Source organism: Klebsiella sp. LTGPAF-6F, assembly GCF_001753185.1.
GTDB classification, from domain to species: Bacteria; Pseudomonadota; Gammaproteobacteria; order Enterobacterales; family Enterobacteriaceae; genus Klebsiella; species Klebsiella michiganensis.
In genome coordinates this window covers 712,675-738,898 of the sequence record NZ_CP017450.1, presented here as the reverse complement: position 1 = coordinate 738,898, position 26,224 = coordinate 712,675, and the positions used below count along the sequence as shown (strand labels likewise).

23 protein-coding genes are annotated in these 26,224 nt (G+C 56.2%); 7 read left to right on the top strand and 16 right to left on the bottom strand.

The window, feature by feature from the left end; genetic code table 11:
* Window positions 1-23 precede the first annotated feature (23 nt).
* The 7 genes from BJF97_RS03590 to pmbA all read right to left on the bottom strand — a co-directional run bounded on the left by BJF97_RS03590 (window position 24) and on the right by pmbA (window position 4,560).
* Window positions 24-668 (bottom strand): DUF4310 family protein, encoded by a 645-nt coding sequence (locus BJF97_RS03590; protein ID WP_004098076.1) that lies wholly within the window; start codon window positions 666-668, stop codon window positions 24-26.
* A gap of 12 nt (window positions 669-680) precedes the next feature.
* A complete protein-coding gene (locus BJF97_RS03585; protein ID WP_004098075.1) occupies window positions 681-1,457 on the bottom strand; it encodes a DUF4311 domain-containing protein in 777 nt (258 codons plus the stop codon).
* 21 nt (window positions 1,458-1,478) lie between these two features.
* Window positions 1,479-1,778 carry a DUF4312 family protein gene (locus tag BJF97_RS03580; RefSeq protein WP_004098073.1) on the bottom strand — a complete coding sequence of 100 codons (300 nt, stop codon included), beginning with the start codon at window positions 1,776-1,778 and terminating at the stop codon, window positions 1,479-1,481.
* Window positions 1,779-1,780: 2 nt separating this feature from the next.
* Window positions 1,781-2,143, bottom strand: a complete 363-nt coding sequence (locus BJF97_RS03575; RefSeq protein ID WP_004098072.1) for an SFCGS family glycine-rich protein — start codon at window positions 2,141-2,143, stop codon at window positions 1,781-1,783.
* An 11-nt stretch (window positions 2,144-2,154) separates the two neighbouring features.
* Window positions 2,155-2,493: a PRD domain-containing protein gene (locus BJF97_RS03570; protein ID WP_004098070.1), complete on the bottom strand. Its 339-nt coding sequence runs from the start codon at window positions 2,491-2,493 to the stop codon at window positions 2,155-2,157.
* A 291-nt stretch (window positions 2,494-2,784) separates the two neighbouring features.
* Complete coding sequence (cybC, locus tag BJF97_RS03565) at window positions 2,785-3,171, bottom strand: cytochrome b562 (RefSeq protein WP_032695164.1); 387 nt, start codon at window positions 3,169-3,171, stop codon at window positions 2,785-2,787.
* Window positions 3,172-3,207: 36 nt separating this feature from the next.
* The gene (gene pmbA, locus BJF97_RS03560; RefSeq protein ID WP_004098067.1) at window positions 3,208-4,560 is read right to left on the bottom strand and encodes a metalloprotease PmbA; all 1,353 of its coding nucleotides are present in this window, start codon (window positions 4,558-4,560) and stop codon (window positions 3,208-3,210) included.
* 94 nt (window positions 4,561-4,654) lie between these two features.
* Here pmbA and yjgA point away from each other — a divergent pair, with 94 nt between their 5' ends.
* The 4 genes from yjgA to BJF97_RS03540 all read left to right on the top strand — a co-directional run bounded on the left by yjgA (window position 4,655) and on the right by BJF97_RS03540 (window position 10,227).
* On the top strand, window positions 4,655-5,206 hold the full coding sequence (gene yjgA, locus BJF97_RS03555; RefSeq protein ID WP_004098062.1) for a ribosome biogenesis factor YjgA: 552 nt from the start codon (window positions 4,655-4,657) through the stop codon (window positions 5,204-5,206).
* Window positions 5,207-5,842: 636 nt separating this feature from the next.
* Window positions 5,843-7,354 carry a CoA-acylating methylmalonate-semialdehyde dehydrogenase gene (locus tag BJF97_RS03550; protein WP_004098061.1) on the top strand — a complete coding sequence of 504 codons (1,512 nt, stop codon included), beginning with the start codon at window positions 5,843-5,845 and terminating at the stop codon, window positions 7,352-7,354.
* 194 nt (window positions 7,355-7,548) lie between these two features.
* On the top strand, window positions 7,549-8,691 hold the full coding sequence (locus tag BJF97_RS03545; RefSeq protein WP_014837210.1) for an iron-containing alcohol dehydrogenase: 1,143 nt from the start codon (window positions 7,549-7,551) through the stop codon (window positions 8,689-8,691).
* Window positions 8,692-9,018: 327 nt separating this feature from the next.
* On the top strand, window positions 9,019-10,227 hold the full coding sequence (locus tag BJF97_RS03540) for an aldose 1-epimerase family protein (RefSeq protein ID WP_025107443.1): 1,209 nt from the start codon (window positions 9,019-9,021) through the stop codon (window positions 10,225-10,227).
* A gap of 293 nt (window positions 10,228-10,520) precedes the next feature.
* Here the strand turns inward: BJF97_RS03540 and BJF97_RS03535 are convergent, their stop codons facing one another.
* The gene (locus BJF97_RS03535; RefSeq protein WP_032695163.1) at window positions 10,521-11,066 is read right to left on the bottom strand and encodes a GNAT family N-acetyltransferase; all 546 of its coding nucleotides are present in this window, start codon (window positions 11,064-11,066) and stop codon (window positions 10,521-10,523) included.
* A 64-nt stretch (window positions 11,067-11,130) separates the two neighbouring features.
* A complete protein-coding gene (gene mpl / locus BJF97_RS03530) occupies window positions 11,131-12,504 on the bottom strand; it encodes a UDP-N-acetylmuramate:L-alanyl-gamma-D-glutamyl-meso-diaminopimelate ligase (RefSeq protein WP_004098056.1) in 1,374 nt (457 codons plus the stop codon).
* A 175-nt stretch (window positions 12,505-12,679) separates the two neighbouring features.
* Here mpl and fbp point away from each other — a divergent pair, with 175 nt between their 5' ends.
* The gene (gene fbp / locus BJF97_RS03525; protein ID WP_070082841.1) at window positions 12,680-13,678 is read left to right on the top strand and encodes a class 1 fructose-bisphosphatase; all 999 of its coding nucleotides are present in this window, start codon (window positions 12,680-12,682) and stop codon (window positions 13,676-13,678) included.
* 44 nt (window positions 13,679-13,722) lie between these two features.
* On the opposite strand, the gene yjfF is transcribed toward fbp, so the two are convergent.
* From yjfF to ytfQ, 4 genes are all read right to left on the bottom strand, one after another.
* Entirely contained in the window at window positions 13,723-14,709 is a 987-nt protein-coding gene (gene yjfF / locus BJF97_RS03520) for a galactofuranose ABC transporter, permease protein YjfF (protein WP_004098052.1), read from the bottom strand.
* Complete coding sequence (ytfT, locus tag BJF97_RS03515; protein WP_014227645.1) at window positions 14,696-15,721, bottom strand: galactofuranose ABC transporter, ATP-binding protein YtfT; 1,026 nt, start codon at window positions 15,719-15,721, stop codon at window positions 14,696-14,698. Before ytfT ends, yjfF begins: the two co-directional genes overlap by 14 nt.
* 10 nt (window positions 15,722-15,731) lie before the next feature.
* Complete coding sequence (ytfR, locus tag BJF97_RS03510; RefSeq protein WP_014837206.1) at window positions 15,732-17,234, bottom strand: galactofuranose ABC transporter, ATP-binding protein YtfR; 1,503 nt, start codon at window positions 17,232-17,234, stop codon at window positions 15,732-15,734.
* Between the two features lie 109 nt (window positions 17,235-17,343).
* Entirely contained in the window at window positions 17,344-18,300 is a 957-nt protein-coding gene (gene ytfQ / locus BJF97_RS03505; RefSeq protein WP_032695162.1) for a galactofuranose ABC transporter, galactofuranose-binding protein YtfQ, read from the bottom strand.
* A gap of 403 nt (window positions 18,301-18,703) precedes the next feature.
* On the opposite strand from ytfQ, the gene ppa reads away from it, so the two are divergent.
* On the top strand, window positions 18,704-19,231 hold the full coding sequence (ppa, locus tag BJF97_RS03500) for an inorganic diphosphatase (protein ID WP_004098041.1): 528 nt from the start codon (window positions 18,704-18,706) through the stop codon (window positions 19,229-19,231).
* 131 nt (window positions 19,232-19,362) lie between these two features.
* Here ppa and BJF97_RS03495 read toward each other — a convergent pair whose 3' ends face one another.
* The 3 genes from BJF97_RS03495 to tamA are packed head-to-tail and all read right to left on the bottom strand — an operon-like array spanning window position 19,363 to window position 25,216.
* Window positions 19,363-19,707: a gamma-glutamylcyclotransferase family protein gene (locus BJF97_RS03495; RefSeq protein ID WP_004098039.1), complete on the bottom strand. Its 345-nt coding sequence runs from the start codon at window positions 19,705-19,707 to the stop codon at window positions 19,363-19,365.
* 2 nt (window positions 19,708-19,709) lie between these two features.
* The gene (gene tamB, locus BJF97_RS03490) at window positions 19,710-23,486 is read right to left on the bottom strand and encodes an autotransporter assembly complex protein TamB (RefSeq protein ID WP_064388475.1); all 3,777 of its coding nucleotides are present in this window, start codon (window positions 23,484-23,486) and stop codon (window positions 19,710-19,712) included.
* A complete protein-coding gene (tamA, locus tag BJF97_RS03485; protein WP_014227642.1) occupies window positions 23,483-25,216 on the bottom strand; it encodes an autotransporter assembly complex protein TamA in 1,734 nt (577 codons plus the stop codon). The genes tamB and tamA overlap by 4 nt, the downstream gene beginning before the upstream one ends.
* A gap of 209 nt (window positions 25,217-25,425) precedes the next feature.
* Between tamA and msrA the strand changes: the two genes are divergently transcribed.
* Window positions 25,426-26,064: a peptide-methionine (S)-S-oxide reductase MsrA gene (gene msrA, locus BJF97_RS03480; protein ID WP_014227641.1), complete on the top strand. Its 639-nt coding sequence runs from the start codon at window positions 25,426-25,428 to the stop codon at window positions 26,062-26,064.
* The last annotated feature ends 160 nt before the right edge of the window (window positions 26,065-26,224 follow it).

Sequence of the window (26,224 nt, the reverse complement as noted above, 5' to 3'; positions counted from 1 at the left end):
GGGCGCCGAGGCGCCCGCAGGACTTAACTAATCGCCACCGGGAAGATTGATCCAAGAAGCATGGCGCCAAGGATCGCGCCGCCGGTGATAGGCTTCTGCCAGATGTAGAACAGCAGCGCGCCCGCCAGGGAACCGATGCCGATAGGAATAGAAGCGGTCATGGCGCTGAGGATAATCAACGGTCCGAGGAAACGGCCTGAGGCGTTACCGGCCCCCATCATGACGTCCGCACCGTAGGTGGAATCGCTCTGGTTGATGGTGAATTTACGCGCCAGGATGATGATGTAGCCAATCGCGAGGCCCAGCACCAGGCCGGTGACCAGCGAGGCGGCAAAGTTGGCGACCGGGAAAACAAAGCCCGCGCCGAGCAGCAGCGCCGGAACGCCTAAGCCGACGCCGGTCTGAATCGCCCCGCCGATATCCAGAATCCCCACCAGCGAGCCTTCGATAATACGCGCGAACAGGAAGCTGGCGCCGAACGCCGCTACCGCGCCGTAGGCCCCGGTATCAATTCCCGCTTTCAGCATCGCCACGAAGGCGACTTCGTTAAACGCTCCGATGCCGTAGAGGTAGTACATATGCGTCCCGGCAAAGACGCCGGCGGAGAGCAGGCCAACAAAGATCGGGAACGACCAGTCGGCATACCAAAAACCTTTATTTTGTTCCATGAGAGGCTCCTGTTATTTACCGCTGAGCGAGTTGTGGATCAGTTCCAGCCAGTTCGGCACGGTCAGATGGAAGGATTCAATCATCTTCATGTCGAAACCGCGGAAGAAGCCGCTCAGAACGAACAGCGCGACGATCGCCACCATCATCACCTTGGTGACGCGGTGCCAGCCGCTCTCTTCAACGCCTTTCCCGATCAGGATGCCCAGCACCAGGCCCGGAACGGCGTTACCCATAATCAGCTGCGCCGCGCCGCCGAAAATCGTCGCCCAGAAGCCCGATTTTTTACCGGCATCAATCGCCGCCAGCCAGAAGATGACCGGCATCACCGTATTCACCAGCAGGTTTGCCGCCGGAACCAGCACTTTTACCGCCGTCACCTGCAGCGCTTCCGGTACAGAAGAGGCGGTGAGGTTGAGGAAAGCGACCACGATCATGCCGATAATGCCGCAGGCGATGGCCATCTTTTTCGGATCGTGCAGCGTCTCGCCGACGTTGCGGTTTTTAATCATCAGCGCTGCCGCCCCCCAGTTGGGGATAATGCGGTGGTCAACGTCCTGAGTGAAGGAGCCTGCCGCGACGGAAGAGGCCCAGGCGTTGAAGAAGAAGCCCAGGCCAAATGAGAAGTGGGAAGCCGGATCGCCTTCACATGAATTCAGCTCGCCCAAGGTACGAAACGCCCCCATCCCCTGCGTGGTGGGCGCATGAAACATGCGTGCCGCTCCGGCGCCTACGCCGACGCCAACCAGGCCGCCGATGATGAGCGATTTTATTAAAATTATCAGGAACATAGTCTGACCCTTTGGTGAAAATCAGGTTTGCGTGACGAAATCCACTTTATCGAGATTAATGGCGGTCACGGTGACGGTGACCTTCAGCTCCACGCTGTAGGTTCGTCGCTCACGGCGCAAAAAGAAGAATAAAAAGGCCTCTTTCCGTACCGCTTCACGCGCATGAACAACCTCCACGTCCTGTGGTTCAATACGCAGTAAGATGTGCGGCGACGTTTTCATCACCGCCGCCTGGACATGGTTCAGGGCATCGGCAAAAGCGCGCGTTTTGCTCTCGCCTTTGCCGGTAACGCTCACCGTGGTGGTGAATTGCTCTTTCATGCTCACGCGCCGTACTTCTTCTTCCAGGCCTCAACCAGGCGTTCACCCAGCTCTTCTTTATCCATAAAGCCGAAGCCCAGTACGTTGTAGCCTTCGTTGATCGCGGTGACGCCTTCATCAACGGAACGCATGCCATATTTCGCCTTGTAGCCGTGCTTATTCTGCGCGGTGATCGCCCCTGCGCCGCCGCTGCCGCAGAAAGAGATACCGAAGGTGGCGTTTTCCGCCTTCATCATGTCGCCCAGCTTCATATCCGCGGCAACGCCCGGCACGACCACGGCGCGAGCGCCGGCTTTTTCCGCACCTGCGGCAACTTTTTGTCCTTTACCCAGGCGATCGCCAATAACAACGGTGATTTGTTCCATTTGTGTGCTCCTTACAGGTTATCTTTCGCGACTTCGAAGTGGACGGACAGCAGCCAGGCTTCTTCATCTGGCAGATTGCCGAACTGCGCGACCACTTCGCGGGCCAGCATCATTGAATCTTCTGAGATCTCTTCGAACAGGCTGGCATCCACTTCCGGCAGCGGCTCGCCGCTGATTGACCGATGGGCCATCGCCCGAACGTGGGAAGTCAGCATTTGCTCCTGAACGTCGTTGGGGACGATGTTGCGGCGGCTTAATAGTGCGAAAACCTGCTGCAGCATCTTGTCGGCCAGCTGTTCGGTTAGCGTGGCCTGCTCCTCTGGGACGTGTGTTACCGCTCCGTTATTCACTTGAATTACCCCGTTGATGTCTCTGGGGATAACACTAATGCCGGGGGCAAAGAGTTTGTAGCGAGTTGTTTTCCACTTCGAAGTGGAAAGGAAGAAGGCAGGCGTGATCTATTTCACATAGTTATTGTGGATGTATTCGCCCCAACCAATTCTCGTGATGAACATCACAAGATCATCGGTGTCACGGTGGCGAAAACTGGCATGCAGGAAAAGCGAAAAATGTGACGGTGATGGAGTTTTGAATTAACAGAATGTGGGAGGCATCGGCTGACGCCTTCCCACAAAGAGAAATTAACGGTACTTCTTATGGTATGTATTGCGGGTGGTTTTAAACTCTTCCGCTGCGGCCTGGGCTTCTTTGACTTTGCCTTCATCAGCCAGCTTCAGCGCGCCGTCAATCTGGCCGATCAGCACATCGAAACCGTGACGATAGTCTTTCATTTCCGCGCTGTCCGCCGCTTTACCTTCCAGCTTCGGCGGCGTCTCTTTCTGGGCGTCAGCCGCCGCTGTACGCATCTTATTCAGCGCCGCTTTCAGCTCGCCGGCATCTGAAGTTTTCTGCACCACTTGCAGGTTCTCAGCAAGGGTATCCATATCTTCGCCCAGATCGGCGAAAGCCGATGCCGAACCAAGCGCAAAAGCCGATACGGCCAGCATCGCTAACAGTTTTTTACGCATTGCTCACTTCCTTTTTTATTATTAAGCACACAAGTGTTATTGCCCGGCGATCTTCATCTCCGGCAGCAGTACGGAACCGCACTGAATGTTGCTGCGCGTTTCGATATCGTCGCCGATGGTCACGATATTACGCCACATATCTTTCAGATTTCCTGCAATGGTTATCTCACTGACCGGATACTGAATTTCGCCGTTTTCTACCCAGAAGCCGGACGCGCCGCGTGAGTAGTCGCCGGTGACGCCGCTTACACCCTGCCCCATCAGTTCCGTGACGACAAGACCGGTCCCCATCTCTTTAAGCAACTTTGCAAAACTCAGGCCGCGGCCGTTGATCCGCCAGTTGTGAATACCGCCCGCGTGGCCGGTGCTCTTCAGCCCCAGCTTACGCGCCGAGTAGTTGGTCAGCAGCCACTGGGTCAGTACGCCGTCTTTAATGATATCCCGGCGTTCCGTACGGACGCCTTCGCTATCAAACGGCGTCGAAGCCAGACCTTTCAGCAGGTGAGGATGCTCTTCAATGGTCAGCCAGTCCGGCAGGATCTGGCTACCCAGCGCATCAAGCAGGAAGGTGGATTTACGGTAAACCGAACCGCCGGCGATCGCCCCGACCAGATGGCCAAACAGACCGGTAGCGACTTCGTTGGCGAAAATCACCGGCGCTTTCATCGTCGATAGCTTACGCGGGGCCAGGCGCGACAGGGTGCGGCGGGCGCACTCTTCGCCAACCCACTCCGGCGACTGCAGGTCGTCTATCGCCCGTCCGATGGTGTAAGCGTAATCGCGCTCCATATCGCCATTCTCTTCGGCAATCACGCAGCTGGAGAGCGAGTGGCGGGTAGAGCAGTAGCTCTGCAGCATGCCGTGGCTGTTGCCGAACACTTTAATGCCGTAGTGGCTGTTAAAGCTGCCGCCTTCGGTATTGCTGATGCGTTTATCGGCTTTTAGCGCCGCCTGTTCAGCGCGGGAGGCCAGCTCGATGGCTTCATCCGGGGAAACTTCCGCCGGATGGAACAGGTCAAGATCCGGGGCTTCAAAAGCCAGCAGTTCTTTATCCGCCACGCCCGCGCACGGGTCCGGCGAGGTATAGCGGGCGATATCCAGCGCCGCCTGCACCGTGCGGGCAATAGCCTGCGGGCTGAGATCGGTCGAAGACGCGCTGCCTTTGCGATTCTGGTGATAAACGGTGATGCCGAGAGCACCATCGCTGTTGAATTCTACGTTCTCCACTTCGCCGTAGCGGGTGCTCACGCCGATACCGGTAGTTTTACTGACGGAGACTTCCGCGCCGTCGGATTTGCCTGCCGCCAGTTCCAGCGCCGTGGTCACGGCCTCTTCCAGCGTCTTACGCTGTTGTGCAACTTGAGAGATGACTTTCATCGCTAATGCCATAATGTAAGAAGGAGTTAACTGAAGTCTAACAGAGAACCGTTTTTCAGTGCGCGCCTTAACTGGTAACATTAGTCTCTTTTTTAAGGAGCCTGAGATGACAAAGCAGCCCGAAGACTGGCTCGACGACGTCCCTGGTGATGACGTCGAAGATGAAGACGATGAAATTATCTGGGTCAGTAAAAGTGAAATTAAGCGTGACGCCGAAGAACTGAAGCGTCTTGGCGCGGAAATGGTCGAGCTGGGTAAAAACGCGCTCGATAAAATCCCGCTGGATACCGACCTGCGCGACGCGATTGAACTCGCCCAGCGTATCAAGAAAGAAGGCCGCCGCCGCCAGATGCAGCTGATTGGTAAAATGCTGCGCAGCCGCGACGTCGAGCCGATTCGTCAGGCGCTGGACAAGCTGAAGAACCGCCACAACCAGCAGGTTGCGCTGTTCCATAAGCTTGAGCAGATCCGCGATCGTCTGATTGATAATGGTGATGATGCCGTGGCTGAAGTGCTGAACCTGTGGCCAGATGCCGATCGTCAGCAGCTGCGTTCGCTGATCCGCAACGCCAAAAAAGAGAAAGAAGGCAACAAGCCGCCGAAGTCCGCGCGTCTTATCTTCCAGTACCTGCGTGAACTGGCCGAAAGCGAAGGCTAATTCTGTATGACTCCCCGGATTACGGCTATTGCCCGATCCGGGCGACCCACTCCCTCGAACGCAATGCCATGGACAATGGTCAATTCGAATTTTCCCTGCATTTAAATCGGTTTTAATTTTTCATTTTCATTCCATTTCGCGCTTATATTTAACTTTTATTTCACAAAAAAGCCGTTCCATTGCAATCCGGCTGGCAATCTCCCCTCGCCATCAACGCCAATGCCATCAACACAACATGTTAACTTTATTATATAAAACCATATAACCCTGCCTTTAGGGCGCTGACTTTATCAGCAGTTTGCTTATCTTTGATCCACCTCTCAAAACGGTTTTGATATTTCATACATCATAATAATGAAAAATAAATTTCATTAAAGTACAAGAACCGAAACGGTGCGTGCGCGTATTTTTGGCCAGTGAGTTCTGTTCATTAAAACCTGGCGTCTGCAGGCTTTCCTCAGCAGAAAGTCGACAAAATCATCCGCACCGCCGCAGGTGAATCGCCCAGCGGAGGCCATCGTCCGGCAAGAAGCTGGAATTCACTTTTCACGAGAGGGGCTAACCCGGCGGTCGGTTATTTGCCGCCGACCGGAGCCAGATTTTAGAGAGTCGACAGCTATCATCATGGAGAAAAATATGACTACTGTACCAAGGCTGAAATATTTCGTTGATGGTCAATGGCGCGTATCGCAGACCGAACGCTATATGGACGTCTATAACCCAAGTACCGGGGAAGTCATGGCTCAGGCCCCCTGCTGCACCGAGCAAGAAGTGCTGGATGCCGTTGCCGCGGCGCGCAAAGCCTTTCCGGCGTGGTCAGATACGCCGGCCATTAAACGCTCGCAAATTATGTTCCGCGTTCGCGAATTATTAATCCAGCATCAGGACCGCTTAACCGAGCTGGTGGCAAAAGAAAACGGTAAAGCCTGGGGCGACGCCCAGGGCGATGTATTAAAAGCGAAAGAAGGTACCGAGCTTGCCTGCTCGATTCCCACTCTCATGGCCGGTGAAAACCTGATGGACGCCTCTGCCGGGATCGACACCAACCTTTATCGTGAGCCAATCGGCGTGTTCGCCGGTATTGTGCCGTTTAACTTCCCGGCAATGATCCCGATGGGATGGATGGCGCCATTATGCGTCGCCTCCGGTAATACCATGGTGATTAAAGCGGCCAGTATGACGCCGATGACCTGTATGGAAATCACCAAACTCTATCAGGAAGCAGGTGTGCCGGATGGGGTGATTAACGTCGTGACCTGCTCACGCAATGAAGCCGATATCTTGCTGACCCACCCGGACGTCAACGGCGTCTCCTTCGTCGGCTCAACCTCCGTGGGTCTGCACGTTTACTCCAAAGCCGCCGCTCACGGCAAGCGCGTTCAGGCGCTGTGCGAAGCGAAAAACCATGCCCTGGTGCTGGCCGATGCGCCAATTAACCGTACCGCAGCGGGGATTATCAACGCCGCGTTTGGCTGCGCGGGCGAACGCTGCATGGCGCTGCCGGTTGTCGTGGTGCAGGAAGAGATCGCTGATAAGCTGATTGCCGCCGTCGTCGAGAAAGCCAAACAGCTGAAAATCGGCCCCGGCTATCTGCGCGATACCGATATGGGTCCGGTGATTTCTAAAGATCATAAGCAATCGGTCATCAACTGGATTAATAAAGGCATTGAGGAGGGGGCAAAGCTGGTGCTCGATGGTCGCGCTATTCAGGTGCCGGGCCAGGAAAATGGCTTCTACGTCGGGCCAACCATCCTGGATCGCGTAACCGAAGAGATGAGCGTCGGCACGCAGGAAATTTTCGGGCCGGTGCTGTGCTTTAAGCGGGTCAAAACCTTCGAAGAAGGTCTGCAACTTATGAACAATAACCCGTTTGCCAACGGCTCGGTTATTTTCACCCAAAGCGGCTACTACGCCCGCGAATTCCAGAAACGCACCCACGGCGGCATGGTCGGTATCAACGTCGGTATTCCGGTGCCGGTCGGCGTATTCCCGTTCTCAGGCCATAAGCAGTCCTTCTTCGGCGACCTGCACTGCCTGGGCAAAGACGGCGTCCGTTTCTACACCGAATCAAAATGCGTGACCTCGCGCTGGTTTGATGAAGAGGAAGCGAAACGCGAAAAAGTCGACTCCTGGGACGGTACGATTTAAACACCGCTAATACCCCAAATAATTCAAGTTGCAGTCAACGCACCAGCCGCTCGAAGTATGACGGTCAACTCCCTCCAGATATTGCTTCGGCAATATCTGGAGCATTAATTCGATTTTTTTACTCTGCACGTGTCGCTGAATCGTAAATGACGAATGCACACTAAAAAAATCCTTAATATTAAATGGAGTTTCCTATGACCCAGGCCTTCTCAATTCCTCGCAGTATTATTTATGGCGAAAATGCTTTAGAACATCTTTCCACGCTGAGCGGCAAAAAAGCCGCGTTAGTCACTGGCGGAAGTTCCATGAAGCGTTTTGGCTTTCTGGATAAAGCCGTCAGCGAACTTAATAAAGCGGGTATGGAGTGCATTATTATCGATAATGTCGAACCCAATCCGTCCATTAAAACCGTCTGGCGCGGCGCAAAAGCGATGCAGGCTTTTGAACCGGACTGGATAGTGGCGATTGGCGGCGGCTCCGCGCTTGATGCCGCAAAAGTGATGTGGTGTTTCTACGAGCATCCGCAGCTGAAGTTCGAGGATATTCTTCCGGTCGGTTCCATGCCGGCGCTACGCAATAAAGCCCGATTTGTGGCGATCCCTTCCACCAGCGGCAGCGCCTCTGAGATCACCGCATTTTCGGTGATCACCGACACGGCAAATCATATCAAATACCCGATTGTTGCCGCCGATCTGGTACCGGATATCGCCATTCTCGACCCCACCATTCCGGCAAAAATGCCGCCGCACGTTACCGTTCATACCGGAATGGACGTTCTGACCCACGCCATTGAAGCCTATGTGTCCACCGCGGCCAACTCGTTTACTGACCCCTATGCGGTAGAAGCGATTCGGCTGGTGTTTACGTATCTGGAAATCGCCTGGCGCTCACCTGATGATTTAAACGCCCGCATGCATATGCACAATGCTTCTGCGCTGGCGGGAATCGCCTTCACCAACGCCTCGCTGGGGTTAGTTCATTCAATGGCGCATAAGATTGGCGGCGAGTTTGGTATTACCCACGGTCTGGCAAACGCGATTATGCTGCCTTATATCATTCAATATAATGCGAAGTTCACCAAAAAATATCGTCAGCTGGAAGCGGCGTTAGGCATCAAAAACCTGATTGAAGCGATCAACGCGCTGAATCAACGTCTGGGCGTGCCGAAAACGCTAAGCCAGTGCGGCGAAGTTGAAATCAATGAAATCACCTTTGTGAACGTCCTCGACAGAATGAGTCACCATGCCGTTGACGATCCCTGCACATTAACGAATCCTAACTATCCGTCCGTTCAGGATGTCAAAGGGCTCTATACCAAAGCGTTCTACGGCGCTTGATAACCTCCCCGCTGCGTTTTTTTTAAACGATAAAGCCGCTTCAACCAGGGCCGCCTGGGCCACTAAAGCCCGGCGGCCCTGTCGTTTCTAAAGGCTTCATCATAGCCGTAGCCAGTAATAGCTGAATCGTTAAAGCTAAAATCATCCTGATTCACATTTTTTTAGCAACAACTTTTATAATTACTTAAAAAAAGCGATTTAAATCTCATTTAAAAATATAAAAACGGCCGTTTTCTCACCAGGTGAGACACTTCACATTTTCATAATCCACTTACAACTAAATTTCCTGCATCAGCAACACAATCGATTCAGCAAAAGGGTTAAAAAATGAAAAAAACATTAGCTTTAACAGCAATTGCCATGCTTGTTTCTGGGCCAGTAGTCGCGAAAACATGGGTGCTGACAAGCGCTGAAAGCGGCATGGATAAAGGAAACTGGCAGATAACCAGCGACCAGCTGAAGATAAAAGATCATAACTTCAGCATTGAGCAAAAAGTCCTTCACGGCGGGAAACAGGAAGGCAGCAAAATCCTCGTGATCCACAGCAAAGACGGCCTGACGATTACCCTGAGCCCGACTCGCGGCATGAATCTGCTGAAAATCGAAGGTTTTGGTTCACGGATGGGCTGGGACTCACCGGTAAAAGAGGTGGTCAATCCGGCCTTTATTAACCTCGAAAGCCGCAACGGACTGGGCTGGCTGGAAGGCTTCAATGAAATGATGGTGCGCTGCGGCTATGAATGGACCGGCCACCCGGTAACCGCAGACGGACAGATTTATACCCTGCACGGCAAGGTCGGCAACACGCCGGCTTCACAGGTGGAAGTGGAAGTCGCGGACACCGCGCCGTATGAAATTCGCGTTCGCGGGCTGGTGAAGGAGAGCACGTTTAAGAAAGCGGATCTGCAGACCATGACCGAGCTGCGCTATGTACCCGGCAGCAACAGCTTCAGCCTGCACGATGTCTTAACCAACCATGCTGACTATCCGCATGACTATCAGATTATCTATCATAGCAACTTTGGCAAACCGATCCTCGAAGAGGGGGCCCGCTTTATGGCGCCGATCGCCAGCATCAGCCCGTTCAATGACTACGCCAAAGCCGGCTTAAAAACCTGGCAAACCTACGCCGGTCCAACCAAAGATTTCGATGAAATGGTGTTTAACATGCAGCCGCTGGCTGATGAAAATCATCAAACGCTGGCCGCGGTGGTCAACAAAGCCGGCGACAAAGGGGCATCGATTCAGTTTGATACCCGCCAGCTGCCGGTGCTGACGCTGTGGAAAAACACCGATACCGAGAAACAGGGTTACGTGACCGGTATTGAGCCGGGTACCAGCTACGCCTATCCGGTAACCATCGAGCGCGAGCAAAAACGCGTTAAGCAGCTTCAGCCCGGGGCAAGCACCCAGTTTGATCTGACCTATACGCTGCTGCACAGCAGCGAGCAGGTTGCCGACGTGGAGAAGAAAATCGCGGCCATTCAGGGCGATACCAAAGTGGCGGAAAACGAAACGCCTATCGCGAAGGAGTAGCGTAAGCTTTGAGCCCATCCCGGGTTGCGGCGTAACGCCTGACCCGGGCTACCGGCCCGCAGACGGCGCTGAACCCGTAGCCCGGCTAAGCGCAGCGCGAGCCGGGGAAAAAAGCGGAGGTGGCATTGCGGGCTGCTTCCCGGAGGCGGCGCTTGACGCGCCTTGTCCGGGCTACCGGCCCGCAGACGGCGCTGAACCCGTAGCCCGGCTAAGCGCAGCGCGAGCCGGGAGAACAGCGGAGGTGACATTGCGCGCTGCTTCCCGGAGGCGGCGCTTGACGCGCCTTGTCCGGGCTACAAAACCTTAACCGCGCCAGCCTGCTCCATGACCACCAAACGCAAATCCTGCGCAAAGCGCTGGTACTGCGCCTCATTAATCGGCTGCGGATAGCTCAACACGATCAGTTCATGATCGGCGATGCCCTGATGATAGGTCGGATGGCGATGCGCCCAGGGATTCGCGCAAAAGCCCATGGTTTGATAAAAGCGCAGGCGCTTATAGGCAACTTCGCTGGTCAGCGGATCGATTTCCAGAACGGTCAGCGGCGCGCGCTGAAGTATTTCAGCTAACAGCCGCTTGCCGTAGCCGCGCGATCGCAAGGTATCGTCGATGGCCAGATGTTCAACGTAGCGATAGTCAGCAAACCGCCAGCAGCCGCTCAGGCCAATAAACTGGCCATCATCGAACCAGGCTTCCAGTTCATAATGCGGATTATCAAGCGCCTGCTGCTTAGCCTCGGCTTCACGCTGCTCGTGCCACGGGAAGGCCCTGCCGTACAGCGCGTCAAGCGCGGGAAAATGCGCGGAATCGGTAGAGGCCACTCTTTCTGAATTCAACATGAACCCTCCTGGCCACAAAAACTATCCGCCCTCACGCGGAGAGCGGATAAACGAGGAGAATAGCCTACTCGGCCGCCTCGGCTTTTTTCGCCAGCTTATCGAGCAGCTTCTGATGAATGCCGCCAAATCCACCGTTGCTCATCACCAGAATGTGGTCGCCAGGATGGGCGGTTTTAACAATCATATCCACCAGCGCATCGACATCGGCGCTCCAGTGCGCAGGCTGTACGCAAGCATCAGCCACTTCAGCAACCTGCCACGGGATATGCTGCGGCTGCAGCAGGAAGACCTCGTCCGCGCGACCGAGAGACGGCGCCAGGTCGTCTTTGCAAATGCCCATTTTCATGGTGTTAGAACGGGGTTCAAGCACGGCAAGAATACGCGCGGTACCGCCAACTTTGCCGCGTAGCGCCTGCAGAGTCGCCAGAATCGCCGTCGGGTGGTGGGCGAAATCATCGTATACGGTCACGCCGTTGGCTTCGCCGCGCAGCTCCAGACGGCGGCGGGCGTTGATAAAGCTGCCCAGCGCGTTGGCCGCATCGGCAGGCAGCACGCCGACATGCCGGGCGGCGGCGATGGCCATCAGGCCGTTATGCATATTATGCTCGCCGACCAGCGCCCACTTCACTTCGCCGACTTTCTCGCCGTCCAGCCACACTTCCCAGGAGGAAGCATCGGTGGTGAGCTTTTTCGCCTGCCAGTGCCCCTGTTCGCCAACCAGCTCCTGCTCGCTCCAGCAGCCCATCGCCATCGTCTGCTTCAAATTGATGTCGTTCTCCGGCAGGATAATCTTGCCTTTGCCCGGCACAATACGCACCAGATGATGAAATTGCTTCTGGATAGCTTTTAGATCGTCAAAGATGTCCGCGTGGTCGAATTCAAGGTTATTGAGAATCAACGTGCGCGGGCAGTAATGAACAAATTTGGAACGTTTATCGAAGAAAGCGCAGTCGTATTCATCGGCTTCAATCACGAAGAACGGGCTGTCGCCGAGGCGCGCGGAAACATCGAAGTTGCCCGGAACGCCGCCGATAACAAAGCCCGGCTTGTAGCCGCAGGCTTCGAGGATCCAGGTCGCCATGCCGGCAGTGGTGGTTTTCCCGTGCGTTCCGGCAACCGCCAGCACCCAGCGATCGCGCAGCACGAAATCGTGCAGCCACTGCGGACCGGACATGTAAGGGATATTATTTTCCAGCACCGCTTCCACGCACGGATTTCCGCGCGTCATTGCGTTACCGATGATAACCAGGTCCGGCTGCGGATCCAGCTGGCTGGCATCATATCCTTGAATTAACTCAATTCCCTGGTTTTCCAGCAGGGTACTCATTGGCGGATAGACGTTCGCATCCGACCCCGTTACCTCATGACCGAGGGAACGCGCCAGCATCGCCAGCCCCCCCATAAACGTGCCACAGATTCCTAAAATATGAATGCGCATTCGTCATTTCCTTCTCTTATCTGAAGCACAGTTTACCGGGATGTTGGGGGGGAAAGAAATGCATTTCAGGCGAATCCGTATTTTGCTGGCGCGATTCACCAGTGCGAACTTTTTTTATTCTTTGTTAAGATTGTTATGTTCGTTTTACTTCACATAAACATGCAGGGAACGGGTTATGAAAACGTTAGGTGAATTTATTGTCGAAAAGCAGCACGAGTTCTCTCACGCAACCGGCGAGCTTACTGCTTTTTTGTCGGCGATAAAGTTAGGCGCCAAGATCATCCACCGCGATATCAACAAGGCCGGCCTGGTCGATATCCTGGGTGCCAGCGGTGCTGAAAACGTTCAGGGCGAGGTTCAGCAAAAACTCGACCTGTTTGCCAATGAAAAGTTGAAAGCCGCACTGCGAGCACGCGATATTGTTGCCGGGATCGCCTCTGAAGAAGAAGATGAGATCGTCGTCTTTGAAGGATGCGAACACGCCAAATACGTGGTGCTGATGGACCCGCTGGATGGATCTTCTAACATCGACGTTAACGTCTCTGTTGGCACGATCTTCTCTATTTACCGCCGCGTCACGCCGGTGGGCACCCCCGTTACCGAAGAAGATTTCCTGCAACCGGGCAACCGACAGGTCGCCGCGGGCTATGTGGTGTATGGCTCCTCGACGATGCTGGTTTACACTACCGGCTGCGGCGTCCACGCCTTTACCTATGACCCCTCCCTTGGCGTCTTCTGCCTGTGCCAGGAGCGCATGCGCTTCCCGGAAAAAGGCAACACCTACTCGATTAACGAAGGTAACTACATTAAGTTCCCGATGGGTGTGAAGAAGTACATTAAGCACTGCCAGGAAGAAGATAAAGAGACCCAGCGCCCGTATACCTCACGCTACATCGGCTCTCTGGTGGCGGATTTCCACCGCAACCTGCTTAAAGGCGGCATCTATCTCTATCCGAGCACCGCCAGCCACCCGGACGGTAAACTGCGCCTGCTGTACGAATGCAACCCGATGGCGTTCCTTGCGGAACAGGCGGGCGGTAAGGCCAGCGATGGTAAAGAGCGTATTCTGGATATCATCCCGGAAAGCCTGCATCAGCGCCGTTCTTTCTTCGTCGGCAACAACCATATGGTTGAAGACGTCGAAAACTTTATTAAAGAGTTCCCGGACGCGTAACCCGCCTCTTCCCCTCCCGCCTTACGGGAGGGGAAATCCTTCCGTCAGTGCCCCACCCTTGTCACCGGCGAACTCTGCCGATTCTCCCACAGCACCGTCAGGCCGCGCTGCAGCGCGATAAAGATGAACAGCAGGATACCGATAGCGATCTTGGTCCACCATGAACTCAGCGTACCGTCGAAGTTGATGTAGGTTTGAATCAGCCCCTGAATGGCGACGCCAAACAGCGTGCCGAGAACCGTCCCCACCCCACCGCTCAACAGCGTACCGCCGATAACCACCGATGCAATCGCGTCCAGTTCAACGCCAACGCCCGCCAGCGCATAGCCCGCCTGGGTATAGATGGAGAAGACGATCCCCGCCAGCGTCGCCAGCCCGGTAGAGAGCATATAAATACGGATCGTCGTGCTCCGCGTGGAAATCCCCATCAGGTTCGCCGAAGTCGCATTACCGCCGATGGCATAAACCTGATTGCCAAAGCGGGTGCGGTGGGCCATAAAAATTCCGCCGATCACCACCAGCAGCATCAACAGCCCCATCGCGCTCAGACGCCCGCCGCCGGGGATGGTCCATGCCAGTCCTGACAGCGCGTCATACACCGGATGATTAATGGGAATCGACTCTTCCGAGACCAGGTAGCTGACGCCGCGCAGAAAAAACATCCCGGCGAGGGTGATGATAAACGCCGGGATCTTCAGCGCATCAATAAGCAGGCCCATAAACGCGCCAAAGGCGCAGCCCATCACCAGCACCAGCGGAAACGCCACCAGCGGCGAAATCCCCCAGAAACCGATCGCTTTAGCGAGAAATACGCCGGTAAAGGCGATCACCGACCCGACCGACAGATCGATCCCGCCGGAGAGGATCACGAAGGTCATGCCGACGGCGATGATCCCAAGAAAGGCATTGTCGGTCAGGATATTGCAGATCACCCGCGTCGAGGCAAAGCCGGGAAACTGGGTCAGGCAGTAAAGGTATCCCAGTACGAAGACCGCGAGGGTAATCATTAACGGTAAATTACGTTTTATCATGGCCGCGCATCCCCTTCAGTATGCTGATAAAGCGCGGCGACTGGACGATCAGTACGCACAGCACCACCACCGCTTTGACTACCTGATTAAGCTCCGGCGGGAATCCTGACAGCAGGATCCCGGTATTCATCCCCTGGATAATCAGCGCCCCGACGACCGAGAGCAGCAGGTTAAAGCGCCCGCCCATCAGCGAGCCGCCGCCGATAACCACCGCCAGGATGGCGTCCAGCTCCAGCCATAGCCCGGCATTATTGGCATCCGCGCCGCGAATATCCGCCGCAACGATAATGCCGGCAATCGCCGCGCAAACGCCGCTCAGCACGTAGGCCAACATCACGACGATGCGAGTATTTACCCCGGCGTTTTTTGCCGCGCGAATGTTAATCCCCACCGCTTCGATAAACATCCCCAGCGCGGTTTTGCGGGTAAACAGCCAGAACAGCACCAGCGTCACGATGGCGATAATCACCGGCGTCGGGAACAGCAGTAGCGATCCGCTGCCGAGCCACGCCAGATGCGGAGAGTCAAAGGTCACGATCTGCCCGGAGGTGATCAGCTGCGCCACGCCGCGTCCGGCGACCATCAGGATCAGCGTGGCGACGAACGGCTGGATCTTCAGCACCGCCACCAGAATGCCGTTCCACAGACCGGCCAGCGCGCCGGCCCCCAGCGATGCGAGCAGCACAACCGTCAGGCTGTGCCCCGCCACGGTCATTGACGCCGCCGTTGCGCCGGCAATCGCCATCACCGCTCCGACGGAGAGGTCAATCCCGCCGGTGGCGATAACCAGCGTCATGCCAATCGCCAGCAGCGCCACCGGTGCGGCGCGGTTCAAAATATCTATCGGGCTACCGAACAGTCTCCCGTCCTGGAGCACGATCTGGTAGAAATGCGGGGCGACCAGGCTGTCAACGACCAGCACCAGCAGCAGCGCAATAATTTGCGGCATCCCTTTTGGCCAGTTAAAGCGCCGTTTCGGCTGGCCGGTTTTCGGAACAGATTGAGGCATCATCGGTTACTCCTTATGCCGCAATAGCGTTCATGATCGCCGGCACGGAGAGCTCGCTCAGAGCCAGCTCCGCCACCTGCTGGCGATCGCGCATGATAATCACCCGATCGGCGTAACCCACCAGCTCTTCCAGCTCTGAAGAAATGACCAGCAGCGCCAGACCATCGGCGCACAGGGTTTCAATCAGGCGGATGATTTCGGCGTGGGCGCCAACGTCAATACCGCGAGTCGGTTCATCAAGGATCAAGAACTGCGGCTTCGTCAGCAGCCACCGGGAGAGCAGCACCTTCTGCTGATTACCGCCGGAGAGAAATTCGATCGGCTGTTCAGCGCTGGGGGTACGAATACCCAGTTGGCGAATGAAACGTTCAGCAATCTCATTTTGTTCGCGCCGACCAATCGGCCGCAGCCAGCCGCGCTGCGCCTGTAGCGCGAGAACGATATTTTCCCGCACCGAGGCGGCGGCGATAATGCCGTCGGTTTTACGGTCTTCCGGACAGAAGCCGATCCCGAGGCAGGATGCCTGATGCGGCGAGCGCAGGGTTTGCGGCTTGCCTTTGATCCACGCTTTGCCGCTGTCGGCGGGTTTAATACCGAAGATCACCTCCGCCGTTTCCGTACGTCCCGAGCCTAACAGCCCCGCCAGGCCGACGATTTCACCGGGACGGACCTGCAGACTAAACGGTGCGATGGTGCCTTTTTTGCCAAAATCTTCGAAGGCGGCCACCGGCTTATCGCTCAGCAGGGTGCGGCCCGCGCGCTGCAGGGCGTTATGCTCCAGCTCACGGCCCAGCATCATCTTCACCAGTTCAATTTGCGGCAGCTCGCGGGTTTCCCGGCAGCCGACAAAACCGCCGTTACGCAGCACGGTGATGCGATCGCTGACGGCATACACCTGGTCGAGGAAGTGGGTGACGAAAATCAGGCTGACCCCGCTATCGCGCAGCTGGCGCATCAGGGTAAAGAGCATCTCCACCTCCTGGGTATCCAGGCTGGCGGTCGGTTCATCAAGAATTAACACTTTTGCTGACAGGTCGATCGCCCGGCAGATCGCGACAATCTGCTGCATCGCCACCGAAAAGCGGTTCAGCGGTTCACGGACGTCAAGAGAAAAACCGTAGGACGCCATCAGCGCGGTGGCGCGCTTTTCCATCTCTTTACGCCGCAGCAGGCCAAAGCGTCTGGGCTCGCGGCCGATAAACAGATTGTCCGCCACCGACATATTAGGCAGCAGGTTCACTTCCTGATAGACGGTGCCGATCCCCAGCTGCTGGGCGTGAGCGGTATTTTTCGGCGCGATCTCCCGCCCTTCCAGCCAGATGGCCCCGCGATCGGCATGATAGACGCCGGTCAGCGCTTTGATCAGGGTGGATTTACCCGCGCCGTTTTCGCCTAACAGAGCCATGATTTCGCCCCGGCGCAGGCTAAAATTAACGTTATCCAGTGCCTTCACGCCGGGAAAAAATTTGCTAAGCCCTTCAGTACGAAGGATTTCCTGATGTAATTCGCCGTTCATGCTCTCCCCCTCACCTTTGCCCTCTCCCCGATGGGAGGAGAGGGAAATCAGCCGCGCTTTAGCGACCGGGGACATCCCGGAGGCGGCGGTGAACCTGTCATTCGGCTACTCAGTAGCCCATATTTTTCTTCTTCTCTAACTCTTCTTTCGCCGTATCCGGCAGGTAGAGGGTCGATTTGGTGATGGTGACTTTTTCAGGCAGGGTGCCGTCTTTTTTGTATTTCTCCAGCGCATCGAACGCCGGACCGGCCATATTCGGCGTCAGCTCGACGCTGGCATTGGCCTCGCCGGCCATCATCGCTTTATAGATATCCGGCACGCCGTCGATAGAGCCGGTGAGGATATCTTTGCCCGGCTTCAGCCCGGCCTCTTTAATCGCCTGAATGGCGCCAATCACCATGTCGTCGTTATGGGCGTAAACCATGCAGATGTTCTTGCCGTTGTTTTCCGCTTTGATAAAGCTCTCCATGACTTCTTTGCCCTTGCTGCGGGTAAAGTCGCCGGACTGGGAGCGGATGATTTTGATATTAGCGGCTTTAGAAATGGCCTCAGCGAAGCCTTTCTTGCGGTCAATCGCCACGCTGGCCCCCACGGTGCCCTGCAGTTCAACAACGTTACACGGCTTGCCGTCGACGGTTTTGACCAGCCACTCGCCGATCAGCTGGCCTTCCAGCACGTTGTTCGCGGTAACGGTGGTCATGTAGAGATCTTTGTCTTTAACATCAATTGAGCGGTCGAGCAGGAATACCGGGATTTTGGCCTCTTTCGCTTCTTTCAGTACCGGCTCCCAGCCGGTCGCCACGACCGGCGCGATGAAGATGGCATCGACGCCCTGAGCGATAAAGGAGCGTACGGCTTTAATCTGGTTTTCCTGTTTTTGTTGCGCGTCGGCAATCTTCAGAGTGATGCCGCGCTTCGCGGCCTCCTCTTTCGCGACGTTAGTTTCGGCCGCACGCCAGCCGGATTCAGAACCGACCTGCGAAAAACCTACGGTAAGAGGGGCAGCCATGACCATAGACGACATAGCTGCGGAAACTGCTGTGACAAGAAGTAAGCGCTTCCACATAAGAGGATCCTCGTAGGGTTATTGTTGGTTAAAGCCTCACCTGCGGACAAACTATAGACAATCGGAGATGTAACTGAATGCGTTACATCACACTTCAAAAAAGTTAATTAGATGTTAATCGGCGGCCATCTCACCAGCGGAGAGCCGGTGAGGCTTCGCGAGCCGCGCGAGCTTCGCCGTTTATGACGAAATTTTGCACACTTTGAGATATCAAGCATATGCAATGAAAACGGTTACATAATTTTATTCAGTATGCGGCTATGTTTATGGATTTTCAGGCTGTCTTACGCTGAAAAATTCAGACTCCACCCACCCGTTCTGGGGAAAAAGAAGCGAAGACATTCGATGTGAGTTGGCTATAATACCGGGCACTTGTTTGCCATACATTTTAAAGGAAACAGACATGAGCTTACTCAACGTACCTGCGGGCAAAGATCTGCCGGAAGACATCTACGTCGTGATCGAGATCCCGGCGAACGCAGATCCTATCAAATACGAAGTCGACAAAGAGAGCGGTGCACTGTTCGTTGACCGTTTCATGTCCACGGCGATGTTCTATCCGTGCAACTACGGCTACATCAACCACACCCTGTCCCTGGACGGCGACCCGGTTGACGTTCTGGTCCCGACGCCGTACCCGCTGGAGCCAGGTTCAGTCATCCGCTGCCGTCCGGTTGGCGTGCTGAAAATGACCGACGAATCCGGTGAAGATGCGAAATTGGTTGCGGTACCGCACACCAAGCTGAGCAAAGAGTACGATCACATTAAAGATGTGAACGACCTGCCGGAACTGCTGAAAGCGCAGATCACCCACTTCTTCGAGCACTATAAAGACCTCGAAGCAGGCAAATGGGTTAAGGTTGACGGCTGGGACAACGCTGAAGCGGCGAAAGCTGAAATCGTGGCTTCCTTCGAGCGCGCTAAGAAGTAATTCAGCCGCACTCAGGTTCGCAAAAACACCGCCTCCGGGCGGTGTTTTTTTGGCCGTTGATCCATGCCCGAGCCGGCGACAGCACCCAACGCCACAAAAAACAACGCCACCCGAAGGTGGCGTTATCGTTATTAATACTGGTCTTTATCCAACCAGTTGCCGCTTTCTATCAGCGTGAAGCCCTCAACGGGGCGCTGATAGACATACATCCAGGCGCTACCGTAGGGCGTCTGGATCAAGTGACGAGCATACTCGCCGCCTTTGGTACGCAGCGCATCCAATTCAGCCAGCGTCGATGCGTCAATACGATAGACCTCACCATGTACCGTGCCATCGCCGGGCACCGCGCCTGGATAGTGGCCCAGGCTGTACAGTTGATAATCATTGACACTATGATCGCCCAGCCACTGAGCGTTGGTCATCCAGTGGCTGTTGCCTTGTTTGCGTCGTAAACTGCCGTAAACAAATATTCGCATTGCTAAAACTCAAACTGATAGAGCAAATCGAGAGCCTGGTCTACGCCAGACACAGCTTCCATATATAGCTTAGGCATCAGGCGATAGCGTAACGTCAACGTCGCCAGGGAGTCAAAGATCCCTACCCCATATTTTACCTGCAGACCCGGCAGTACATAGCCGCTGACCACCACCTGGGAGGAGTCGCCCACTCCCTCGGTATCCAGCGCCAGATTGCTTACGCCAAACGTCTCGCCGATTTTACCCACAACCTGACCACTTTGTGCAACCCCCATACCAATAAGCATTGAAGTCATGGCTGCGCTATCGCTCTGTCCGCTGCCTAAACCCTGCCCGCGTAGCAGGTAAGAGAGCGCTTCCTGCTGCGACATCGCCGGATCGGAGAAAATCTCCGCTTTCGGCTGATCGGCCGAGCCGGTCACGCGAACGCCGGCGATAACGTCGTCCTCGGTGGCGTCCGGATTACGAATGGCTTCGATGTTCAGCAGCGGCTGATCCGGCGGACCGGAGAACAGCAGCTCGCCTTTACGCACGATCAGATCCTGGCCGTAGGCATGGAAACGCCCTTCCGGGATGTTGATCTGCCCGTTGAGCCCCAGCCCCTGTTTGTCCTGCGCCACTTTCAAATCGCCGGTCAGACGCGCTTTCAGACCAAAGGCGTCGAGACGAACGTTGTTGCCCACGTGAATCGTCAGATTGCTGTTGATAGGGATACCGGCGCTCTGCTGCTTAATCGGCTGCAGATTTTTATCCAGCATCACTTCGTCAGATGAGACCCCAACGGCGCTTTCCGGCACTTCGTTGACGACGATACGCGCCCAGGGTACGTCAACGCTGCCATCCAGGTTAAACAGGCTTGGCGTGGCGGTAAAGACCACGTCCGGCGACACATCCAGGCGCACCATCGGCGGCACGGTTATCCGCACCCGGCTGCCCTTCGCCGCAATCTGCGCGCGCCAGTTGTCAATCTGCGTCCAGTCGGCGTTGCCGCTGAGCGCAATCTGTCCCTGGCGAGTATTCACCGTCCCCTGCAGGGTCGAACGGGTACCGGTAAAATTCATCGCCAGCTGGCTCGGCTGCATATCAAACGGCATAAAGTTACCGTCAATATCCACGCCGTTCAGCTGCATCTGACCGAAAAGCTGCGGGCTCTGGACGTTACCGCCCAGCGTCAGACGCGCGTTCAGTCTCCCTTCCGCCTTTTCACCGCGCGAGAAGATAGGGTTGATCATCGCCAGCGAGAAGTTGCTGATATTGACGTTACCGCCCAGATTGCGTCGGCCCTGGGGATCGGTGACCTGCACCTGTCCGTCCAGCTGGCCATTGTTGGTCAGGCGAATCAGCCAGCCCAGCTGGGCGCGGTTATTGTGCAGATCGGCCGTGAGGTTCAGGGTATCGAAAGCCACCGGCAGCGGCGCGTCGTTGACCGTCTGCGTCACCTTCACGTTACGCCCGCTCAGGGTGACCTTACCCTGCGGCAGCCCCTCTTTGGTGGTGTCCCAGCTCACATCGGCATTACCGCTAAACACGCCGCTGGCCTGGGTCACTTCCGGCATAAAGGGCTTGAGCATCGCGAGATCGAAACGGTTGAGGTTCACCACCGCGCGCCCGCTCGCGCCGGCGTCGATGGTCTGCGGTACGCACAGCTCGGCGTTCGGGTTAGTCCAGCAGTGCGGGCCGATGCTGATTTTCTGCTCAAGGTTGCGGTAATCCAGCGCGATATCACGCGTCAGCGCCACCGGCCCCACCGGGGTCTGGAAACGGGTATTGCTCAGCGTGCCTTTCCAGCGCTCCGCTTTGCGGTCAAAGCTCCCCGCCAGCGAGAGCTGCCCGGAGACCGGATCGCCCTGCACCCGCAGTTGCAGGTCGTGCTGCTTCTCATTGCCCTTCGCATTGAGCTGCACCAGGCTGATATTCACGCCCGGCTGGCTAATACGGTCAACGCGTACGTCAAGGTTACCGCCAATCTGGTCGGTGGATTTCACATCGCCCTTCACGTTCACCTGAGCCACCGACAGCTCCTGCCAGCGCAGCGCCCGGGCGGTGATATCCGCCAGCAGCTGCGGCGCGTCGACGGTGCCGCGAACCTTCACCAGCCCTTTCGCCGTCCCGCCCAGGCCCGGCAGGGCGTTATCGAGATGCGGCGCGTCAATGGTGGCGTCGAGGTTAAGGTCTTTGACCCCCAGCTCGCCTTTCACGTCGGCGCTGTTAGGGCCTAAAGCCAGATGCAGGCCGGGGATTTTCCACTGCATATAGCTGTTGCCCTGCAGCGATCCGCTTACATCGACTTTGTTTTGCTTCACGTTACCGCTGATTTTCAGCTCCGGCACCGACATCTGCCAGCTGCCGCCGTACAGGCTGCCCTGGGTCTTAATCAGACCGTTGAGCTTCGACGGCCAGTCCGGGACCTCTTTAGCGGTGTTGATACCGTCAAGCGTCAGTTCGCCGCGCCAGCTGATCGCCTGCTGCCAGTCGAGCAGCGCCTTCAGTTCGGTTTTCCCTTCGAGGGCGGCGACGGTGAGCTTATCGAGATTCACCTGCTGCTCGTTGCCCTTCGCGTTCAGGTTAATCTTCGCTGGCGGCAGCGACTGCCCTTTCACCGCGGTGCTAAAGGCCAGGGTGTAGTCGGTCATCTTGCCGTTAAATTTCAGCAGAAGATCGTCAGCCTGATACGCTTTCTCGCCGGTAAACGGCCAGTAGAGCTGCTTGCTTTTCACCTCCATATCCAGCGGCAGGCCGGCCTCCGCCAGCTGCGTTTCGGCGCGCAGCGTCATCGCGACTGGACCATTCAGATCGACGCCGACCGTGAGCTTTTTACGCACTTCGCCGCCCACTTTTAGCTGCACTTTCTCGCCCTTCAGGGGGTCAATATTCAGCGTACCGTTGAGGGTGATATCGACCGGCCAGTTATCCTGCAGCTGCGCGTTACCGGAAGCCGTGACTTTCCCCTGGTCGGAGTCCACGTCCAGCGCGTCCAGCTTCATCTGTCCATCGATGCTGCTGACTTTAAGCAGCAGATTGTAGATGGTTATATCGGTATCGCCGGTAAGACGCAGCTGCTCGCCGCGGAACGCCTGAATATTAAGATTCAACGGCAGATGGACGTCGGTCATTTCCGGCAGCACCGGTTTCGAGAACAGATCTTTCATCGTCTCGCCGAGCGGCTTTTCTTCCGGCTGCGGGTTGTCAATTTTCGGCTCGACGACCTGCTCTTGGGCCACCTTCGCCACCTTCGGCAGCGCGATGAGCAACCCCTGCAGCGAGGTCGGCGTCAGGGTGAGGTTTTTCTCCTGCCAGTTGAGCCCGGTGGAAAAGTCGCGCACCGAGACAGCGGTATCGTCAATTTTTACGTTGACGTTATGCAGCGCCACCCGGCTCAGGGTGACGGGATAAGGCGTGGAGAGATTCAGCGGCCCGCTCTCTTCTTCTTCAACCGGCGCCGCTGGCGGCATCTTGCTGGTATCGATCGCCACATAGATATCGCGCAGGGAGATATCGTTGACGCACAGGCTGCTGTCCCACAGGCAGCGCAGCTTAACGCCCAGATGGAACTGGCCGGCGGTGACCGCCACGCCCGGCTGCTCAAAGCGCACGTTCTCCAGCGTCAGATCGCGCCAGCCGCCGGTGGCTTTACCGATTTCCAGCCCCGGGACCCAGCGATCTGCGGCTTTAATAACCAGATGCAGGCCGGTCGTCGTCCCCACCAGGAATCCTACCGTCCCCAGCAGCAGCAGCAGAAAAATCAGTACGCCGAGGCTTATCTTCTTCCATAAACTCATAATTCAGGCCCCAGACCGATGTAAAACTGTAAACCGTGCTCTTCTTTGTCGCCGATCGGTCTGGCGATATCCAGCTTGATTGGCCCGACCGGAGACTGCCAGCGCACGCCGAGGCCGGCGCCGGTTTTAAAGTTGCTTTCGCGGATATCGCTTACCGCTTCACCGCTATCGACGAACACCGCGCCCCACCACTTGCCGCTCACGTTGTACTGATACTCCAGCGAGCCGGTAGCCAGCTTCGAGGCCCCCATCAGTTTGCCGTCGTCATCTTTTGGCGAGATAGATTTGTATTTATAACCGCGAATGCTGCGGTCGCCGCCGGCGAAGAAACGCAGATCCGGCGGGACTTTGCTGAAGTTATCGGCCTCAATCCAGCCGAGGTTGCCGCGCACCACGAAGCGGTGGCGGTCATAAAGAGTGCGGATCCAGACGTCCTGCGCCTGCATCACAATAAAGTTAATATCCGAGCCCCACATGGTGTTGGAGTAGTCCACCGAATAGCGCTGCGAATCGCCCCAGGTCGGCATCAGGCCGCCGCGCGAACGGGTACGGTTCACCGACACGCCGGGATAGATCAGCATGGTGGTGTTGGTGACGTTGGCCTGGGTAAAGTGGTCAAGGCTCCAGCGCAGGTTCAGCGCGCGCTGCCAGCCGCTCGACATCTCCCAGTAGCGCGAAACGGCCAGGGTAGTGGAGTCAGATTTGGTATCGTTGAGATCCGTACGTTTAAAGCCGCCCTGCATCAGGTAGTACTGCTCCAGGGGGCTTTTTAACAGCGGTACCTTGTAGCTGAAATCAAGCTGCTGTTCAGGGGCGGAAAGGCTGAGGCTGGAAGTGAGGCTGTGGCCGTAGGAGTTCATCCACGGCTTTCTCCAGGTGCCTTTGACGCGCGGCCCGACGTCGGTTGAGTAGCCAACCCCGGTTTCCACGGTGTTCTCTTTACGCGGAGAGACCACGCCCTGCAAAGGCAGCACTTTCGTCTGGCGGGACTTGTCAAACTGCGGCGCCACCACGACGGAGCTAAACCAGCCGGTTGCCGCCAGGCGGCGGTTAAGTTCGGCTAAATCCTGCGAGGTGTAGTAGTCGCCCTGCTTAAACGGCACCAGGTTTTGCAGATATTCGTCGCGAATTTGCGAGCCTTCAAAAGTGACCGGGCCAAAGCGGTAGCGCTCGCCGCTGTTGTAGTCGATATCCCAGAAGGCCTGATGCCGGTCGAGGGAAACGCCAAGCTGGCTTTTATTAAACTCGCTGTCAAAGTAGCCCTTACGCAGCGCAACCCGGGTCAGAGAGCTTTTAAAGCTGTCATAATCACCGTGATTGAGGACCGTGCCGATCGCCGGGCGCGTGTTTAGCAAATCCAGATAGTCGCGATCGGTTCGGGCGCCGCCGCGTAAAATCACGTCAGTGCCGCCAATGCGCACCGGTTCGCCGGGCGTGACTTTGGCGATCAGCACCTGACGCCCCCTCGCCGGCGGCGGACGTAAATCAAAATCAATCGTGGGTTCGTAGTAGCCCAGCGCTTTCAGTCCTTCGCGGATAGCATCATCAACGCGCGCGCGAAAGCGCCGGTCCGGCGTGACTTCATCGCTCTGGATCGTAGAGAGTTGGGCGCGGACGTTTTTTTCCAGTTCCCCGGATAGTCCCTCAACCTGCAAACGCACGCTCGCTGCGCTGGCGACCCCGCTGACCAGCAAAACGCTGGCGATACATAACTGGCGGATTTGTAGCACTTTTTCTCCTGAATATCCTTGTTTCCCCCCGAAGGAAACGAAAGTGCCGCTCCACGGCTTAACAAAACCCTAACAACTAAGGGTTGAAAAATAGACGTTATCCCAAATAATTCTTATGTTTAAATCTAGACGTATTAAGCGCGTTTATTGTGTTCAAAGACACGCTTGGTTACAACCTTAACCACATTTTCTGTTTTGAGAGGCCCACCGTGAGTCTATTTGATAAAACGCATCTTGTCGCCCAAGCGGACGCGCTGCCGGGACGCAACACGCCGATGCCGGTGGCTACGCTCCACGCCGTCAATGGTCACTCGATGACCAACGTTCCCGCAGGAATGGAAGTCGCTCTGTTTGCTATGGGCTGCTTCTGGGGCGTTGAACGCCTGTTCTGGCAGCTGCCCGGCGTTTATAGCACCGCCGCCGGCTATACCGGCGGCTATACGCCCAACCCGACCTACCGCGAAGTCTGCAGCGGCGAGACCGGCCATGCTGAAGCCGTGCGCGTGGTCTACGATCCGCAGGTTATCAGCTATGAGCAGCTGCTCCAGGTATTCTGGGAAAATCACGACCCGGCGCAGGGCATGCAGCAGGGTAACGACCGCGGAACGCAGTATCGCTCCGCGATTTATCCGCTAACGCCTGAGCAGAGCGAGGCGGCGAAGGCCAGCCTGGCGCGTTTCCAGGCGGCAATGAATGAAGCCAACGACCCGCGCACTATCACCACCGAGATCGCCACGGCGAAGCCGTTCTACTATGCGGAAGACGATCATCAACAGTATCTGCATAAAAATCCGTACGGATACTGCGGCATTGGCGGAATTGGGGTTTGTTTGCCGCCGCAGGCCTGATGCGGCTGCACCGTAGGGCAGGCCGCCGGATTGAATAATTTACGCTCTGGCGGCTTTACAGTACCTTACGCTATACTACGCCGTGCTATCGCCGGTCCAGAGCCTTCGGACCGGCTTTTTGTGAATTCCACTTAGCGTTATCCACTTCCCTTCCGAGGAT

What these genes read in the sequence shown, in the direction of transcription:
- pmbA (WP_004098067.1), bottom strand. Translation starts at nt 4,560, where the DNA reads ATGGCATTAGCGATGAAAGTCATCTCTCAAGTTGCACAACAGCGTAAG.
- ytfQ (WP_032695162.1), bottom strand. Translation starts at nt 18,300, where the DNA reads ATGTGGAAGCGCTTACTTCTTGTCACAGCAGTTTCCGCAGCTATGTCG.
- BJF97_RS03580 (WP_004098073.1), bottom strand. Translation starts at nt 1,778, where the DNA reads ATGAAAGAGCAATTCACCACCACGGTGAGCGTTACCGGCAAAGGCGAG.
- mpl (WP_004098056.1), bottom strand. Translation starts at nt 12,504, where the DNA reads ATGCGCATTCATATTTTAGGAATCTGTGGCACGTTTATGGGGGGGCTG.
- cybC (WP_032695164.1), bottom strand. Translation starts at nt 3,171, where the DNA reads ATGCGTAAAAAACTGTTAGCGATGCTGGCCGTATCGGCTTTTGCGCTT.
- ytfR (WP_014837206.1), bottom strand. Translation starts at nt 17,234, where the DNA reads ATGAACGGCGAATTACATCAGGAAATCCTTCGTACTGAAGGGCTTAGC.
- BJF97_RS03590 (WP_004098076.1), bottom strand. Translation starts at nt 668, where the DNA reads ATGGAACAAAATAAAGGTTTTTGGTATGCCGACTGGTCGTTCCCGATC.
- BJF97_RS03575 (WP_004098072.1), bottom strand. Translation starts at nt 2,143, where the DNA reads ATGGAACAAATCACCGTTGTTATTGGCGATCGCCTGGGTAAAGGACAA.
- fbp (WP_070082841.1), top strand. Translation starts at nt 12,680, where the DNA reads ATGAAAACGTTAGGTGAATTTATTGTCGAAAAGCAGCACGAGTTCTCT.
- BJF97_RS03550 (WP_004098061.1), top strand. Translation starts at nt 5,843, where the DNA reads ATGACTACTGTACCAAGGCTGAAATATTTCGTTGATGGTCAATGGCGC.
- ppa (WP_004098041.1), top strand. Translation starts at nt 18,704, where the DNA reads ATGAGCTTACTCAACGTACCTGCGGGCAAAGATCTGCCGGAAGACATC.
- BJF97_RS03545 (WP_014837210.1), top strand. Translation starts at nt 7,549, where the DNA reads ATGACCCAGGCCTTCTCAATTCCTCGCAGTATTATTTATGGCGAAAAT.
- BJF97_RS03495 (WP_004098039.1), bottom strand. Translation starts at nt 19,707, where the DNA reads ATGCGAATATTTGTTTACGGCAGTTTACGACGCAAACAAGGCAACAGC.
- BJF97_RS03540 (WP_025107443.1), top strand. Translation starts at nt 9,019, where the DNA reads ATGAAAAAAACATTAGCTTTAACAGCAATTGCCATGCTTGTTTCTGGG.
- tamB (WP_064388475.1), bottom strand. Translation starts at nt 23,486, where the DNA reads ATGAGTTTATGGAAGAAGATAAGCCTCGGCGTACTGATTTTTCTGCTG.
- yjfF (WP_004098052.1), bottom strand. Translation starts at nt 14,709, where the DNA reads ATGATAAAACGTAATTTACCGTTAATGATTACCCTCGCGGTCTTCGTA.
- BJF97_RS03535 (WP_032695163.1), bottom strand. Translation starts at nt 11,066, where the DNA reads ATGTTGAATTCAGAAAGAGTGGCCTCTACCGATTCCGCGCATTTTCCC.
- yjgA (WP_004098062.1), top strand. Translation starts at nt 4,655, where the DNA reads ATGACAAAGCAGCCCGAAGACTGGCTCGACGACGTCCCTGGTGATGAC.
- ytfT (WP_014227645.1), bottom strand. Translation starts at nt 15,721, where the DNA reads ATGATGCCTCAATCTGTTCCGAAAACCGGCCAGCCGAAACGGCGCTTT.
- BJF97_RS03585 (WP_004098075.1), bottom strand. Translation starts at nt 1,457, where the DNA reads ATGTTCCTGATAATTTTAATAAAATCGCTCATCATCGGCGGCCTGGTT.